The 15,297-nt window shown below is 65.0% G+C and carries 16 protein-coding genes and 1 tRNA gene; 11 read left to right on the top strand and 6 right to left on the bottom strand.

The window, feature by feature from the left end; genetic code table 11:
* Nucleotides 1-15: 15 nt before the first annotated feature.
* The 3 genes from IEV62_RS08165 to IEV62_RS08155 are packed head-to-tail and all read left to right on the top strand — an operon-like array spanning nt 16 to nt 2,662.
* Nucleotides 16-1,107, top strand: a complete 1,092-nt coding sequence (locus IEV62_RS08165; RefSeq protein WP_188446385.1) for an MBL fold metallo-hydrolase — start codon at nt 16-18, stop codon at nt 1,105-1,107.
* Nucleotides 1,108-1,155: 48 nt separating this feature from the next.
* Nucleotides 1,156-2,028, top strand: a complete 873-nt coding sequence (locus IEV62_RS08160; protein ID WP_188446384.1) for a dienelactone hydrolase family protein — start codon at nt 1,156-1,158, stop codon at nt 2,026-2,028.
* 13 nt (nt 2,029-2,041) lie between these two features.
* Nucleotides 2,042-2,662 carry a glutathione S-transferase family protein gene (locus IEV62_RS08155; protein ID WP_188446383.1) on the top strand — a complete coding sequence of 207 codons (621 nt, stop codon included), beginning with the start codon at nt 2,042-2,044 and terminating at the stop codon, nt 2,660-2,662.
* 19 nt (nt 2,663-2,681) lie between these two features.
* Here the strand turns inward: IEV62_RS08155 and IEV62_RS08150 are convergent, their stop codons facing one another.
* The 3 genes from IEV62_RS08150 to IEV62_RS08140 form a co-directional block, all read right to left on the bottom strand.
* A complete protein-coding gene (locus IEV62_RS08150; RefSeq protein ID WP_229732937.1) occupies nt 2,682-2,879 on the bottom strand; it encodes a DUF1289 domain-containing protein in 198 nt (65 codons plus the stop codon).
* Nucleotides 2,880-2,890: 11 nt separating this feature from the next.
* Nucleotides 2,891-4,363, bottom strand: coding sequence for a DEAD/DEAH box helicase (locus tag IEV62_RS08145; protein WP_188446382.1), 1,473 nt, complete (start codon nt 4,361-4,363; stop codon nt 2,891-2,893).
* Nucleotides 4,364-4,460: 97 nt separating this feature from the next.
* A complete protein-coding gene (locus IEV62_RS08140; protein ID WP_229732935.1) occupies nt 4,461-4,916 on the bottom strand; it encodes a hypothetical protein in 456 nt (151 codons plus the stop codon).
* A gap of 81 nt (nt 4,917-4,997) precedes the next feature.
* Here IEV62_RS08140 and IEV62_RS08135 point away from each other — a divergent pair, with 81 nt between their 5' ends.
* Together IEV62_RS08135 and IEV62_RS08130 are read left to right on the top strand one after the other, a co-directional pair.
* Entirely contained in the window at nt 4,998-6,476 is a 1,479-nt protein-coding gene (locus IEV62_RS08135; RefSeq protein ID WP_373868581.1) for an FAD-binding oxidoreductase, read from the top strand.
* Between the two features lie 58 nt (nt 6,477-6,534).
* Nucleotides 6,535-7,305, top strand: coding sequence for a SapC family protein (locus IEV62_RS08130; protein ID WP_188446381.1), 771 nt, complete (start codon nt 6,535-6,537; stop codon nt 7,303-7,305).
* A gap of 424 nt (nt 7,306-7,729) precedes the next feature.
* On the opposite strand, the gene IEV62_RS08125 is transcribed toward IEV62_RS08130, so the two are convergent.
* On the bottom strand, nt 7,730-8,578 hold the full coding sequence (locus IEV62_RS08125) for an N-formylglutamate amidohydrolase (RefSeq protein ID WP_188446380.1): 849 nt from the start codon (nt 8,576-8,578) through the stop codon (nt 7,730-7,732).
* Between the two features lie 107 nt (nt 8,579-8,685).
* On the opposite strand from IEV62_RS08125, the gene cpdR reads away from it, so the two are divergent.
* The 6 genes from cpdR to IEV62_RS08095 all read left to right on the top strand — a co-directional run bounded on the left by cpdR (nt 8,686) and on the right by IEV62_RS08095 (nt 12,322).
* Nucleotides 8,686-9,063 carry a cell cycle two-component system response regulator CpdR gene (gene cpdR / locus IEV62_RS08120; protein WP_188446379.1) on the top strand — a complete coding sequence of 126 codons (378 nt, stop codon included), beginning with the start codon at nt 8,686-8,688 and terminating at the stop codon, nt 9,061-9,063.
* An 81-nt stretch (nt 9,064-9,144) separates the two neighbouring features.
* Nucleotides 9,145-9,219 (top strand) — tRNA-Val (locus IEV62_RS08115).
* Between the two features lie 58 nt (nt 9,220-9,277).
* A complete protein-coding gene (locus tag IEV62_RS08110) occupies nt 9,278-10,570 on the top strand; it encodes an Hsp70 family protein (protein ID WP_188446378.1) in 1,293 nt (430 codons plus the stop codon).
* A complete protein-coding gene (locus IEV62_RS08105; RefSeq protein WP_188446377.1) occupies nt 10,558-11,178 on the top strand; it encodes a glutathione S-transferase in 621 nt (206 codons plus the stop codon). Before IEV62_RS08110 ends, IEV62_RS08105 begins: the two co-directional genes overlap by 13 nt.
* Nucleotides 11,179-11,358: 180 nt before the next feature.
* A complete protein-coding gene (locus tag IEV62_RS08100; RefSeq protein ID WP_188446376.1) occupies nt 11,359-11,970 on the top strand; it encodes a hypothetical protein in 612 nt (203 codons plus the stop codon).
* Nucleotides 11,945-12,322, top strand: coding sequence for a hypothetical protein (locus IEV62_RS08095; RefSeq protein ID WP_188446375.1), 378 nt, complete (start codon nt 11,945-11,947; stop codon nt 12,320-12,322). The genes IEV62_RS08100 and IEV62_RS08095 overlap by 26 nt, the downstream gene beginning before the upstream one ends.
* Before the next feature lie 14 nt (nt 12,323-12,336).
* On the opposite strand, the gene IEV62_RS08090 is transcribed toward IEV62_RS08095, so the two are convergent.
* Nucleotides 12,337-13,374 carry a helix-turn-helix domain-containing protein gene (locus tag IEV62_RS08090; protein ID WP_229732933.1) on the bottom strand — a complete coding sequence of 346 codons (1,038 nt, stop codon included), beginning with the start codon at nt 13,372-13,374 and terminating at the stop codon, nt 12,337-12,339.
* Nucleotides 13,375-13,438: 64 nt separating this feature from the next.
* Nucleotides 13,439-15,178 (bottom strand): methyl-accepting chemotaxis protein, encoded by a 1,740-nt coding sequence (locus IEV62_RS08085; RefSeq protein WP_308510728.1) that lies wholly within the window; start codon nt 15,176-15,178, stop codon nt 13,439-13,441.
* Between the last annotated feature and the right edge of the window lie 119 nt (nt 15,179-15,297).

Here is a 15,297-nt window from a genome sequence, read left to right as displayed (position 1 = left end):
CGCTAGTCGCCGATCATGTCCATTGCAGCAGCGGCGCAGGCGCCCGACCAATCCTTTGTCCCGACCAGCCATAAAGGCCTGACTTACCCGTTCGGCGGGGCCGAACCGGCGGCGGGGGCGGTGATGACGGTGGCCCCCGGCGTGCGCTGGGTGCGGCTGCACGTTCCCGGGCCGTTGAAGCACGTCAATTGCTGGCTGCTCGACGATCACGATGCGCAAGGCGAGGGCCTCGCGCTGATCGATACCGGCATGAACACGTCCGACGCCCGCGCCGCGTGGAAGACGCTGTGGAAGGGGCCGCTCGCGGGCGTGCGCGTGACCAAGATGATCGGCACGCATTTCCACCCCGATCATATCGGTCTGGCCGGGTGGATGCACGACAAGCACGCTTGCCCGGTGGTGATGACGCGCGGCGAATGGCTGAGCGCGCAAATGCTCAGGGCGGATGCGCGCGACGCGGTGCCCGACGACGTGACCGCGATGCGTGTGGCCGCAGGATGGGATGTCGAGCAGATCGCACATGCCGCGACCCGCGGCTGGGCCGGATTCCGGCAGATCGTCACCGCGCTGCCGCTTGGCTACACCCGGATCAAGGATGGCGACACGCTGCGCATCGGCGCGACCGACTGGCAAATCGTCGTCGGATCGGGGCACAGCCCCGAACATGCCTGCCTTTACGACCCGCTGGGCAAAGTGCTGATCGCGGGCGACCAAGTGTTGCCGCGGATCAGCCCCAACGTCTCGCTCGGCGTGACCGAGCCCAATGCCGATCCACTGGGCGAATGGTTCGATTCGATCGCGAAGCTGAAGGGTTTGCCCGACGATGTGCTGGTGTTGCCGGGGCACGGTGACCCGTTCACCGGGCTGCACGCGCGGCTCGATGCGATGGACCGCGAACATCGCGAGCGGCTCGATGAACTTGCGGTATTCCTCGCCGAGCCACGCCGTGCGATCGATTGTTTCGGGCGGCTGTTCCGGCGCGCGATCGGCCCCGACATGTTGGGGATGGCGACCGGCGAATCGCAGGCGCATTTGCGACGGCTCGAAGTCGAGGGACGTGCGACAAAGACGGTCGAGGACGGCGTGTGGTGGTATCGCGCGGCCTAGGTTAGGCTAGCGCTCGCGCCGGGGGGCGAATCGCGAGGAGAGACACCGATGTGCGACGAGTTTACCGCAGCCGACAATGACGCCCAGGTTGGCGGAGCGGCTGTCACGCGGCGCAGCTTCGGGGCGATGGCAGGCGCGGCAGGTCTCACGATGCTCCTTCCGGCACCCGCCAATGCCAAGCCGATCTCCGGCAAAGACGTGATGATCGATACACCTGACGGCAAGGCTGATGCCTATTTCGTGGCCCCTGCGACGGGCAAAGCCCCTGGTGTGCTGATCTGGCCCGACATTATGGGCCTTCGTCCGGCGTTCCGGCAAATGGCCGATCGGCTGGCGCAAAGCGGCTATGCCGTGCTGGTCGTCAACCAGTTCTACCGGTCTGTGAAGGCGCCGTTCCTTGCACCCGGCGAAAGCTATGACCAGCCCGCGGTGCGCGCCAAGATCGGGCCGTATGTGAAGGCGCTCAGCCCCGAGGGAACGGTGCGTGACGCGCTGGCGTTCACCGCCTTTCTCGACGCGCACCCGCAGGTCGACACGAAACGCGGGCTTGGCACCACCGGCTATTGCATGGGCGGGCCGATGGTGTTCCGCACGGCTGCCGCCAACCCGAAGCGGATCAAGGCGGGCGCGACGTTCCATGGCGGCGGACTAGTCGGCACGCAGCCGGGCAGCCCCAACATGCTGATCCCGCAGATGAAAGCGCGCTATCTGATCGCGATCGCGGCGAATGACGATGCGCGCGCGCCGACCGACAAGGATACGCTGCGCGCCAATTTCGCCGCCGCCAAACTCCCGGCCGAGATCGAGGTTTATGCCGGCACGATGCATGGCTGGTGCCCGCCCGACAGCCGTGTCTATGACGCCGCGCAAGCCGACCGGGCGTGGGCGCGGATGCTCGCCTTGTTCGCCAAATCGCTCTGAGCGGAGGGATGCTATGAGCCTCACTTTTTACACCAACCCGATGTCGCGCGGGCGGATCGTCCGCTGGATGCTGGAAGAAGTCGGCGCACCGTATGAAACCGTCGTGCTCGATTATGCGACGACGATGAAGGCCGAACCGTATCTATCGATCAACCCGATGGGGAAGGTGCCCGCGATCGTCCATGACGGCGATGTCATCACCGAAGGTGCTGCGATCTGCACGTATTTGGCAGAGGCTTTTCCCGAGGCGGGTCTTGCGCCGATGCCGAACGAACGCGCAGCCTATTACCGTTGGATGTTCTACGCGGCAGGGCCGGCCGAACAGGCCGTCACCAACCGTTCGATGGGGTTCGCGCCGACCGCCGACCAGCAGCGTATGGCCGGTTACGGCAATCTCGATTTCGTGGTCGATACGCTGGAGAAAGCGGTGTCGGCACATAGCTATCTTGCGGGGGAGCGGTTCACCGCGGTGGATGTCTATGCCGGATCGCAAGTGGCGTGGGGCGTGCAGTTCGGCTCGCTGCCGAAGCGGGCTGCGTTCGAGGCGTATCTCGGGCGGATTTTGGCGCGTCCGGCGTATAAGCGGGCGGGCGCGATCGATGATGCGTTGATCGCGGCGGCGGCGTCGGCGTAAATCTCAGGACGGATCGCTTTCAATCGACGGCTGGGTTCCGCCGCCCCGGCAATGCCGCCATCACCGCCGCGCGCCATTCGGCCGTGGCGCTGCCCCAGGATGCGATCTCGTCGAGCGTGCGGGCGCAACCGCGGCACACGTCGCTGGCCGCATCAATGTCGCAAATATTGATGCACGGGCTTTCGATCACGGGCAGGCGCTCGATAAAGTCGGCCACACCGCGCGACCCTATTCGGTGATCTTGGCCAGCAGGAAGCTCGGCATCGGGCCGTTCCAGCCGCCATCGTCGGGCGCGTCGGCGAGCGGCGGTTGCTCGGTCCGGGCCGGACGCTCGTCGCGCGGGGGGCGGCTGTCGCGGGCGGGGCGTTCCTCGCGCGGCGGGCGGGCCTCGCGCGCCGGACGTTCGTCACGGGCGGGCCGCTCTTCGCGCGGCGGACGCGGGGTGCGGGAAGGTCGCTCGGCCTCGACCGGGGCTGCTTCGACCTCGACTGGCGCAGCCACCGGCTTGGCGGCGGGCTTCTTCGCACGGCCGCGACCGCGTGGCGCGGCCTCTTGCGGCGCTGCTACGTCGTCCGCCACCGGCGCATCGCCCGGTTCGTAGCGTTCGATCTTCAGCCCGGTCAGCTTCTCGATATTCTGGATATTCTCGGCATCGTCGGGGGTCGCGAAGGTGAACGCTATGCCCGTCGCGCCCGCGCGGCCGGTGCGGCCGATGCGGTGGATGTAATCGTCCGGGTGCCACGGCGCGTCAAAATTGAAGACGTGGCTGACGCCCTTGATGTCGATCCCGCGCGCGGCGACATCGGACGCGACGAGGATCTTGACCTCGCCTTTCTTGAAGCGGTCGAGTTCGGCGATGCGTTGCGATTGCTCCATGTCGCCGTGGATTTCGCTCGACGCGAAGCCGGCGCGTTGCAGCGCCTTGTTGAGCTCGCGCACCGTCGTCTTGCGGTTCGAAAAAATGATCCCGGTCTGCACGTCTTCCGACCGGAGCAGCGCGATCAGCCGGTCGCGCTTCTTGGCGGCGGTAACGGGGACGAGCCACTGCTTGATGTTGATATTGGCGGTGGCAGGGCGCGCGACCTCGATCGTCTTGGGGTTGTCGAGGAATTTGTCCGCGAGCTTCTTGATCGGCGGCGGCATCGTCGCCGAGAAGAGCAGCGTCTGGCGCGTCTTGGGCAGCTTGGTGCAGATTTCCTCGATATCGGGGATGAACCCCATGTCGAGCATCCGGTCGGCCTCGTCGATCACCAGCATCGAGCAGCCGGTCAGCAGGATTTTCCCGCGCCCGAACAGATCCATCAAGCGGCCCGGCGTCGCGATCAGCACGTCGACGCCCTTTTCAAGCGCGGCGGTCTGATCCCCCATCGATACGCCGCCAATCAGCAGTGCCATCGAGAGTTTGTGATATTTGCCGTATTTCTCGAAATTCTCGGCGACTTGCGCGGCGAGTTCGCGCGTCGGCTCGAGGATCAGCGTGCGCGGCATGCGCGCGCGGCTCCGGCCTTCGCCCAGGATGTCGATCATCGGCAGCACGAAGGCAGCGGTCTTGCCGGTGCCGGTCTGCGCGACGGCGACAAGGTCACGGCCCATCAGGATCGAAGGAATCGCGCTCGCCTGGATCGGAGTCGGCTCGGTGTAGCCCGACTCATTGACGGCGCGTTGGAGTTCGTCGGAAAGGCCGAGGTCGGCAAAAGTCATGCGGTGTCCGGAAAAAGCGTCCGGGCGAGAGCGCTAGGACGAGCAAAGCGCTTGCCGATCAGGCGCGAAATGTCAAGGTAAACGGGTGGGCGCCGCCCTATCGCTTCGCCACCAAGCGCTTGAATCCGTCGATCCGGCATGCGCTGCCCGAGCGCGAGCGGATCGAGTCGCGGTCGGCGCAGATCATCCCGTCAGCCGTGCCCTTTACATACAGACCCGAATAGAAATCGAGCGCGGGGCAATTGTCGTCGAATCCGGCGCGCAGCCGCGTGCCGTCCGCGACGATCAGATCGACGCTGTCGCTGCCGGTGATGATCGCGCCTTCGAGCGCATCCATCGGAACGCAACGCGGTCCCTTTTTCTCGCTCCAGCGGATTGCGGGCGGTTCCGAACGCTGCTCCGGTCGCCCACCAAGGATGCGCGGAATGCGGATCACGATGCGTTGGTGGATCGTCAGCTGCGCGAGTTCCGCACCGTCCCATTGCCCGACCTCAGCCGAGGCGGCCGGGGTCAGCGTCAAAAGCAGCAGGGCAGGAAACGCGGCTTTGGGCATAGATCGACTCCAGCGATACCTTCTATGCTTGAACGTCGGATGAATTGGCAACGCGCGCGCCACAATGATAGACCGCCCGTAATGACGAACGCCAGCATGACCGACACCGCCATCGAGCGCCAGACCCGCCTGATCCAAGCCGTGCGCACCGCGCTCGGTGAGAAAGCGGTGGTGACCGACCCGGACGACATCGCCCCCTGGCTCGACGATTGGCGCGGGCGGTATCACGGCGCGAGCGCGGCGATCCTATCGCCTGACACGACCGAAGGTGTGGCGACGATCGTGCGGCTGGCGGGGGAGTTTGGTGTGCCGTTGGTGCCGCAGGGGGGAAATACGTCGATGGTAGGCGGGGCGACTCCGCCCGCCGATGGTTCGGCGCTGATCCTGTCGCTGCGGCGGATGAACCGGATTCGGTCGATCAATCCGGCGGCGAAATTGGCGGTCGTCGAGGCCGGGGTGATTCTCGAAACGCTGCACGATGCCGTCAACGCGCAGGGGATGCGCTTCCCGCTGACGCTCGGCGCGCGCGGGAGTGCCACGATCGGCGGGCTGACCGCGACCAATGCCGGCGGCACGCAAGTGCTGCGCTTCGGGACGATGCGGTCGCTGGTGGCAGGGATCGAGGCGGTGCTGCCCGACGGGGCGATCCATGACGGGCTTGCCGCGCTGAAGAAGGACAATCGCGGCTATGACCTCACGCATTTGCTGGTCGGGGCCGAGGGGACGCTCGGGGTCGTGACGGCGGTGACGCTGCGGCTGGTGCCGGCGGTGCATGACCGGGCAACCGGGTGGCTCGCGGTCGAATCGCCTGCCGCCGCGCTGAAGGCGCTCCGCGTGATGGAGGCGCGCTCGGGCAGCGCGATCGAAAGTTTCGAGCTCGTGCCGAAGATCGCGCTCGATCTCGTCTTGCAGCATATTCCCGGCACCCGCCCGCCGTTCGCCGGAGCGCACTCGTGGCTGGTGCTGGTCGATTATGTTTCGCAAAGCGGCGGCGACGGTCCAGCGCAAGCGGCGCTGGAGGATTTGATGCAAGGCGTGCTCGCCACCGGGCTCGCGCAGGACGGCGTGGTCGCGGCGAGCGAAGCGCAAGCCGCGGCATTTTGGCGACTGCGCGATTCGATTTCGGAGGCGGAACGCGCCGAGGGGCCGACCATGGCGCACGATATCTCAGTGCCGGTCGATGCGATGCCCGATTTCATGCTGCACGCGGCGGCGCAGGTCGAGGCGGCATTCCCCGGCGTGCATGCCAGCGCCTTCGGGCATTTGGGCGACGGCAATGTCCATTTCCACGTCAACGCGCCACGCGGCGTCGATGCCGCCCGCTGGCGCGCCGAGGTGGGCGAGCCCGCCAGCCACATGGTCTATGACCTTGTCGTCGCGGCGGGCGGATCGATCTCGGCTGAACACGGGATTGGCCAGATGAAACGCGGCGAACTGGCGCGGCTGTCCTCGCCCGCGCGAATGGCGGCGCTGCGTGCGATCAAGACCGGACTCGACCCACACGGATTGATGAACCCGGGAAAATTGCTCGCCCTTGCGGAAAGCCCGTCTGCACCATAGAGCCAGCGGCCATTCGGCGTGGCGTGTGCGCGCTTTCACTTTCGATGGAGACTGTACCATGGCCAGCGCGCCGCAATCCCTTCCGCTGTTCTACAATGCGCTCGAGCCGCTTTCGAGCGATACGCATGCCGCGTTCAAGTTCCGTACCCTGGACAGCGCAAAGTTTCTGGTTGGTCAGCATGCGATCCCGGTCACGGTCGACGAATTCGTCGCCGCGCAACGTAGCTTGCCGATCGTCTTCACCACCGGCGACGATTCGATCCCGATCGCGCTGATGGGGCTGAACGAGGGCGTCAACGTCTTCATCGACGACGAGGGCAAGCTGACCGAAGAGCAGGTTTACGTGCCCGCCTATATCCGCCGCTATCCCTTCATGCTCGCGCGGCTGCGTCCGGATGCGGAGGAATTGTCGCTCTGCTTCGATCCGACCGGCGAAACGATCGGCGCGTTTGACGACGGTGAGCCCTTGTTCGAGGACCGCAAGCCGACCGAGATCGTGCAGAACATCCTGACCTTCAACGAACAGTTCGAACAGGCAGGCGCCCGCACCGCGAACTTTATGACCGAGATTCGCGAGCTCGGGCTGTTGATGGACGGCGAAGTCACGCTGCAGATGCAGGGCTTCGAACAGCCTTTCGTCTATCGCGGGTTCCAGATGATCAATGAGGAAAAGCTCAACGATCTGCGCGGCGATCAGCTGCGCAAGATTCATAAGTCGGGCCTGCTCGCGTTAATCTATGCGCATATGTTCTCGCTCTCCGCGCTGCCGCAGATTTTCGAGCGGCAGGTCAAGCTCGGCAAGGCACCGGCGCCGCAATTGGTCGGGTAAGGCGGCGCGATCCCGTTACGCTGGGTCGTCGCTGCGCTGGTACGGATCGATCGGGCAATCGGGCTGCTGCGCGAATCGTGGTTCGACGGGGTAAACGCGCGATGCCGCCATTGCCGATCTCAAGCGTTTCGGATCATGCAGATGGCGTGCGGTGGTCGTGGTGCCTTGTGATGCTGCGGTGCGGCACCATTTCGTGCTGTGCGATCGCATAGTGGTGCGGATGCTTCGCAAGTTTGCCGCGCACACGCGATACGGTCCATTACCTACTGAAAATTTCTCCCTTGAAGGGCGAAAACGGCTTCCCTATATTGGTCTTACGCGGTTCGTGTTCCCCCCTTTCGCGGGCCGCGCGGGCACCCTTTCAGGGTGCCTCCTCCCTGAACCTTGGCCACCGCGTGTTCTGCACGCGGTGGTTTTTTTTTGGTCATTCGGCGGCGACCGCAATCGTGGCGTTCGCCTCATCGGCGAGAACATCGATCATGCGGCGGAGCAGGGCTGCCGTCGCGGCCAAGCCGTCGCCGGGGCCGTCCCCGACGGGGTCGAGATAGAGGCTGCGGTCGAATTCGATCTGTACCGCATGCACACCGCTTGCCGGCCGCGCATGGGTGTCGAGAATGTGGCCGCCAGCATAAGGCGTGTTGAGCGCGATGCCATACCCTGCGGCCTCCGCCACCGCCTCGATTGCCGCGACGAAGCGCCCGCTCGCACTGCGCCCGAAGCGGTCGCCGATGACGACGCGCGGTTTCCCTGGCCCGAGCGAGGGCATCGAATGCAGATCGAGCAACACTGCCGCCCCGAACCGCGCCTGCGCCGCCGCCAATTCCGCCGCCAGCGCCGCATGATAGGGCCGGTGATCCTCGCGAATGCGGGCCGCGACATCATAGGCATCAAGCCGCCGCCGCCACAATTCGCCTGCGCCCGCCACGCGCCGCGGCACCAGCCCTAGCCCGCCGCGGACCTTCGCCGAGGTCAGCGGCGGCGCGGTCCACACCGCGCCTTCATCGATTGCAGGGTCGCGTTCGAGCTCGGAGCGGTTGAGATCGATCCAGGCGCGGGCGCGACGCTGGATCAGCATCGTTTCGCAACCGCGGGCGGCCAGCGCCACCGCATCGATGTGGCGGTCCTCCAAAATGGTTACTGCCGCCAGTGGCACGCGGAGCGCAGCGCGCAAGGCCATTGGGTATTCCCGGCCGGCATGCGGTACCGAAAGGATTACCGGGCTGGCCGGGACAGTGTCTCCGGAACGGTCGAAAGAAGGGGACGAAGCGGGCATAATCTGCGCATGCTATCACACGTCGCGCGACGACCCGGCGAGAAAATCTTAAGGGCTTTGCGCATACAGGGTAAAGACCGGCAAACGCCGCGGGGCAGGGTTGGGACATGATACGGATTTTGCTTGCCGAGGATGACCGCGTGATGCGCGAATACCTCACCCGAGCGCTGGAACGATCGGGTTATGCGGTGTCGGCGGTGGACCGCGGCACGGCGGCGATCCCACTGCTCGAAACCGAGCATTTCGACTTGCTGCTGACCGACATTGTGATGCCCGAGATGGATGGCATCGAACTCGCGCAGAAAGCGAGCGAGATGGTGCCGGAGCTGCGCGTGATGTTCATCACCGGCTTCGCCGCCGTCACGCTCAAGGCGGGCAAGACGATGCCGCAAGCGCGCGTGCTGTCCAAGCCGTTCCACCTGCGCGATCTCGTGCTCGAGGTCGATCGCATGTTTGAACTGGAGCGCATAAGCGACAATATCTGAACGCGCACGTGCGGCAGCGCTTGCGTGGCGGCAAGGCCTTCGTTAAAGGCCGCCCCTCGCCCTGAACCGTCACGGCGACGTGGGCGTGTAGCTCAGTGGTAGAGCACTGTGTTGACATCGCAGGGGTCGCAAGTTCAATCCTTGCCACGCCCACCATTAAAAGCCCGCCTTCTCAACGAGATGGCGGGCTTTTTTGTCGTATGAAGGATCGCACGTGACACAAGCAACCGCGCTTGGGCTGGACTTCGGCACCACCAACACCGTCGTCGCGCTTAGCGATGGTGCAGGGAATTCGCGGCTGGTCGATTTCGTCGGTGCGGAAGCGACCGGGGCGGTGTTTCGATCGGCCTTGTGCTTCTGGGAGGAAGAACGCGGCTGGAACGGCGTGGCGCATGACGCCGGGCCGTGGGCCGTCACGGAATATCTGCAATCGCCGCTCGACAGCCGTTTCGTGCAATCGTTCAAGACTGTCGCGGCCAGCCCGTTATTCGAACGCGCGCAAATTTTCGGGCGTAACTTTCGGTTCGAGGATTTCGGTCGGCTGTTCCTGCAGAAACTGGTCGCGCATGCCGGTGGCACGCTCGATACGCGCCCGCAGCGCGTCATTATCGGGCGGCCGGTCGTCTATGCCGGTGCGCGTCCCGACCCGGAGCTGGCGCGCGAGCGCTATGGCCTGATGCTCAAAGAGTTCGGGGTCGAGCTCCACTACGTCTACGAGCCGTTGGGCGCCGCGTTCAGCTACGCATCGCGCCTGAGCGCGCCAGCGACGGTGCTGGTCGCGGACTTTGGCGGGGGCACCACCGACTTTTCGGTCGTTCGCGTCGCCGAACCGGGTGCCGTGCGCCGCTGCGTTCCGCTGGCATCGTCGGGCGTGGGGATTGCGGGCGATCGCTTCGACCGCCGCATCATGGACCACCTCGTGCTGCCGTTACTGGGCAAGGGGAGTATGTACCGGTCGTTCGGCAAGGAGCTCGAGATACCCGGCGGGTATTTCGCCGATTTTGCCGATTGGTCGCGGCTCGCGCTGATGCGCAACCGCCGCACGCTCGAGGAATTGCGCAAGCTGCAGCGCAGCGCGGTCGATCCCGTGCCGATCGGCCGGATGATCGCGCTGATCGAGCATGAGCAGGGCTTTCCGCTGTACGACGCGGTTGGCCGGTTGAAGCGCGCGCTATCGGAGGCCGATGAAGCGGAGTTGGCCTTTACGGGCGGGGGGGTCGAGATTGCGGCGCGCGTTCGCCGCGCGGATTTCGAAGGCTGGATCGCGGATGATCTGGGCCTGATCGAACAAGCGCTGGATGTCGCGCTCGCCCGCGCCGGGATTGCCCCTGAGGGGATCGACCGGGTGTTCCTGACCGGCGGTTCCTCGCTGATCCCGGTCATCCGGGCGTTGTTCGACCGGCGCTTCGGCGCGGAGCGGATCGCGACCGGCGGGGAACTGACGTCGATCGCACACGGGCTTGCGTTGATCGGGGATGAGCCGAACCTGACCGAATGGACCGTGTGAGCGCGCCGATTCTCTACAGCTTCCGGCGCTGCCCCTATGCGATGCGGGCGCGCCTGGCGCTGGCGGTAAGCGGGGTCCGCTACGAACTGCGCGAGGTCAAACTGTCGGACAAGCCCGCCGCCCTGCTGACCGCGTCGCCCAAGGGGACCGTTCCAGTCCTGCACTTGCCCGACGCGACAGTGATCGATGAGAGCCTCGACATCATGCGCTGGGCGCTGTCGATCTGCGACCCGGAGGGGTGGCTGGCGCGCGATGATCCGGCGTTGATTGCCGCCAACGATGGCGGCTTCAAGCACGATCTCGACCGCTATAAATATCCGCAGCGTCACGGTTCGGATTCGCGCGTCCATCGCGAGCGCGGCGTCGCATTTCTGTCGGACCTGGACCGGCGCCTGGCCGACCATGCGCAGTTGTGCGGGCCGACGCGCGGGCTAGCGGATGCGGCGATCGTGCCGTTCGTCCGCCAATTCGCAGGCGTCGAACCGGACTGGTTCGCAGCCCAGCCGTTACGTCGCTTGCAAGTGTGGCTGGCGTCGCACCGTTCGTCCCCGCTTTTTGACGCCGTCATGGTGCGCGCGCCGCACTGGGTATCGGGAAGTGCGATCTAAATCCACATTAGCGCTGCGCCAAGCCGCGCGACGAAAGCGATTTATAGGCATGGATTGGCGTGATTTCCGCCGGTTAAAAACAATTTTTATTACCTAAGGTAAACACCTTACGGGCATTTCCGATATTAAAATGCATGATTTTTTATGGTTAATTCCCTTCACCAGATCAGGAGAAGGAAGATGAGTCGCTTGTTCGTTGGAAGTGCGGTCTGCGATATCGGAGCAAAGGGCAATCTTACTTTGCCGACAGCATTCTGCATCACCATCACCTCTCGCAAAGCGAACGACGGTCTTTTCGTTTGTCTGCGCGGATCCACGAAACATCTCGTCGTTTATGATGAGAGTGTCGTCGAGGCGCGGATGGAGCGCTTCCATCGCCGCCGTATTGCCGAGGGCGGGGCCGTGCAGGCCGACCAGCTCGCCGATTTGCGGAGCGACCTTGGGTTTACGGCACCTGGCTGGCTCAATGGCAAAGGCCAGATCGCCATCGCGCCGTGGCTGAACCCGCGCCACGGCGAAGCGCATCGCGCGCTGGTCGTCGGTATGGGCGACTGTTTCGAAATTTGGGATCTCGACCAGATTTTATCGGGCAAACACGATGAGTTGCGCCTGCTTGCCATGCTCCACCTCGATCTGGCCGCGGCCAGCAATCCCACGGGACACGATCATGAACCTTCTTTGCACGCTGTCGGGCCACGTGGTCGCGGCCACATCGCTGGAAAACCAGGGCTTCCGTTTCTCCCGGTGCACCAGGTGCTGCCACGACATGATCCGGTCATCGACGGCGCCTGATGCGCATTGGAAGCCCGTTCCCGACGGCTTTCACGTGGCCTGGCGGAATGTCGATCTTACCGTGTTCAAGCATCGTTCGCGCGTCGCGGCGGGGCTGGATGCGGTGCGGCAAACGATCACCGGAGCGGCGGACGCCGTCCGCGTCGGGTGCGCGGTGGTCCGCTGGCGCGCGATTGATCGACTGCGGCGCGGTCGGTCACGGATGCGGCGACGCTCGGCTTACGCGGTGGCGGTGACGCGGCGCGTAATCCGGCTTGGTCCACCAAAGCCGCCCCGGCCTAGCTGGAACGTAACGGTGCACATCACGGTCGGCCAACAGCCTAGGTTCGAGCCGCAATCGCTCGCGGCCTGAGCGCCGCAGGGCGCTTACGGAAAGACGGCGGCGATCACCGCGGCGATATCGGCCGGATCGAGCGCGTCGAGGTTGATCTCCATGTCGGGCGTGACGCTGTAACCGAAGGTTGCGCCGCTGCGATCGAAGGTCACGGTGACGAGCCGATACGCATCGCCGGTACGGAGCGCGGCGATGCTGCCGACCACGGGAAGCCGGTCCGGGTCCGCCACAACGACGGCATTGGCAGGCAAGCCCGCGCCCAGCGTTGCCCGGCAGACCCGCAACGCAAACGCGCGCGGTCCGGCGCGCGCGGGTGCCTCGATCATGGTCTCGGTTTCGGTAAAGCCAATCAGGCCGCCCGCCAGCGGTGTGCCATGAACGCGGAGCTCGCGCGGTCGATCGGTCGCAGCGGGTCGCGGGGAGGGCGTTTGCGGGATCGGTGACGACGCTTTCGGTGGCGATGCGTCACCAGCGCGGGCCGACAGCTCAGCCCGCAAAGCGGCGATGCGCTCGCGCGTGCGGGCGACGCGGACTTGCGGGTCCGCAACCGCCCTGATGAAGCCGTCAAGGTCACCGCGCGCAAATTGCGCGGCGATCCGCTCCTGCAAGGCGGGGACGGAGCTTACATCGAATACGCGACAGAGCGAGGCCAGCGTGGTGGAATTCCAACGGTCGAGCGGCTTTTGCGCGTTTTCGATCCGCGACAGGATGACCGCAGGGAGGCCATAGTCGCGGTCGAGCACCGCAATCGTCAATGCGCGGTCCTGATTGCGCCGCACCCGCAGCGCCGCACCGAGCAGAACGGCCTCGCGCTCGTCCGCCTCGTTGCGGGCGGCCATATCGCAAAACGGCTCTGCCCAATGCGCCAAGTCGAAGCCGCGCACATCGACATCGAGGAGCAGATCTTCGGGCGCGATATCGAGCACGCGCGCAATGCGGATCATTTCGTCGGCGCGCGCGACAACTTCGCCGCGCTCGATCTTCGACAGGCGGATATAGGGAATGTCGGCGAGGTGGTTGCTGAGCGCCATCAGCTTCTGGAGTCCGCGACGCTGACGCTGTTCACGCACGCGGTTGGGAAAAATGAAGGCGCGATAGGGATGGGATCGCCGAGTGCTGGGTTGCGGGTTTGATTTAAAAGGCGTTCCAGTCGTCCGACCCGCCTCCAACGGCGAGTGCGGGCAGCGCCTTGACCGGTGACTTATAGTCTGAAGCGACGGCCTCGCGCTTTGCTTTGGTGGATATTGGCGCGGTGCGCTTCGGCGGCGCGCTGTGGGTTTGCGGCGCATAGCGTGATTTTACCGCATCCTCGGTTTTAAACATCGCGGCCTGCTCACCGAGTGCGGCGACTTCGGCAGTCAGGTTGCGCGCCGCGGCCGAGGTCTCCTCGACCATCGCGGCATTCTGCTGGGTTGCCTGGTCCATCGACCCGATGGCGGCGGCGATTTGAGTAATTGCCGACGACTGCGCGGTTGCGTCGTTCGCCATCGTGTCGAGCAATTTGTGGACCTCGCCGAAATCGTCCGAGATATTGGCGAGCGCGCCGTCAACCTTCTGGACCGCCTGCACCGCGTTACCAATTTCGGTCTGGGTGACGCTCAACTGGTCGCGCGCGCGCTTGGCTTCCTCCTCGGCGCGCATCGCGAGCGCCGAGACGAGATCGGCGACCACCGCGAAGCCGCGTCCGGCATCGCCGGCACGCCCCGCCTCGACCGCCGCGTTCATCGCGAGCACGCGGGTCTGGAAGGCGATCTTGTCGAGGCCTTCGATCACGCTGTCGATGCCCTTGGCGCTATCGCTGACGCGCGTCATTGCCTGAACCGCGTGCTCTGCCGTTGCGCGGCCGCCGCCGACGGTCGCGATCGCCTGATCGGCGCGCGCCACGGTCTGACCCGACGACACCGCGGTCGCCTTCAGCCGGATGTCGATCTGCACCAAGGCGGCGCTCGTTTCCTCAAGGCTGGCGGCATTACCCTCGGTTCGCCGCGCGAGATCTTCCGATGCCTGCGCGATCTCGTTCGATCCGGTGCGGATTCCGTCCGCGCTCTCGGTGACGCCGCTGATCAAGCCGCGTAATTTGTTCAGTGCCGTGTTGAAGTTGGTCTTGAGCTCTTCGAAATGACTGGGGAAGGCGCGGTCGATCTGGCCGGTCAGGTCGCCTTCGGACAGGCTGGCCAGGCTGGCCGATACGATTTCGATCACTTCCTGCTGCTGCGCATCGTTTTCGAGCTTGGCAGTGGCAGCCGCCGCCTGCGCCGCCGCCGCGTCGCGGAACACCAGGACCGTCTGCGCCATTGCGCCGACCTCGTCGCCGCGCCCGACGCCGGGGACTTCGACACGGTTTTCCCCGGCCGCCAGCTTCGCCATGATTTCGCGCAGGGCATTGAGCGGGGCAGTGATCCCCACGCGCGAGACCAGGACACTGATCACCATGCCAATGATGGCACCGATCACGCTGGCGACCACCAAGGTCCAGGCTGTTGCGGTCGCCGCAGTCGTCAGCTTGGCGTTGGTCGTTTGCGCGGCGGCGATGCTCGCCTCGTTGAAGCCAGTCAGCTTCTCCGCAAACGCGTGCGCAACGATATCGGCCTCTTGCAGTATCTTGGTCGCCTCGCCCTTCCGATTTTGCGCACCCAGCGCCGCAGCCCGCGCGGTCAAGCGATGCAGATCTTCCATCGTGGTACGGAACGCCGCAACGTGAGCGGCAATCGCAGGGACTACCTTTTCCGCAAAGGAAAAGCGGACGAGCGAACTTTCATACGCGTCTTTTTCCGCAGCGACTGCCGCTTGGGCTTGCTTGCTGCCACCCTCGTAGACGAGCGCCTGATACGCAGCGCCATCCATTACCGCGATCCGGCGGTTGACCTGGGTCAATTTGACAGTTGCCGACGGCTTTGTTGCAAAACTGACGTTGGGGATTCACGTAGGGAATCGAGTGGGATAGATGGGCGTGATGCCCAAACCTGCCGCACCTGTGTATCGCACGACGAACT

This window comes from Sphingomonas psychrolutea (genome assembly GCF_014636175.1).
GTDB classification, from domain to species: Bacteria; Pseudomonadota; Alphaproteobacteria; order Sphingomonadales; family Sphingomonadaceae; genus Sphingomonas; species Sphingomonas psychrolutea.
Note: the sequence above shows the minus strand (reverse complement) of the source record. Positions and strands in the feature narration are given on the sequence as shown.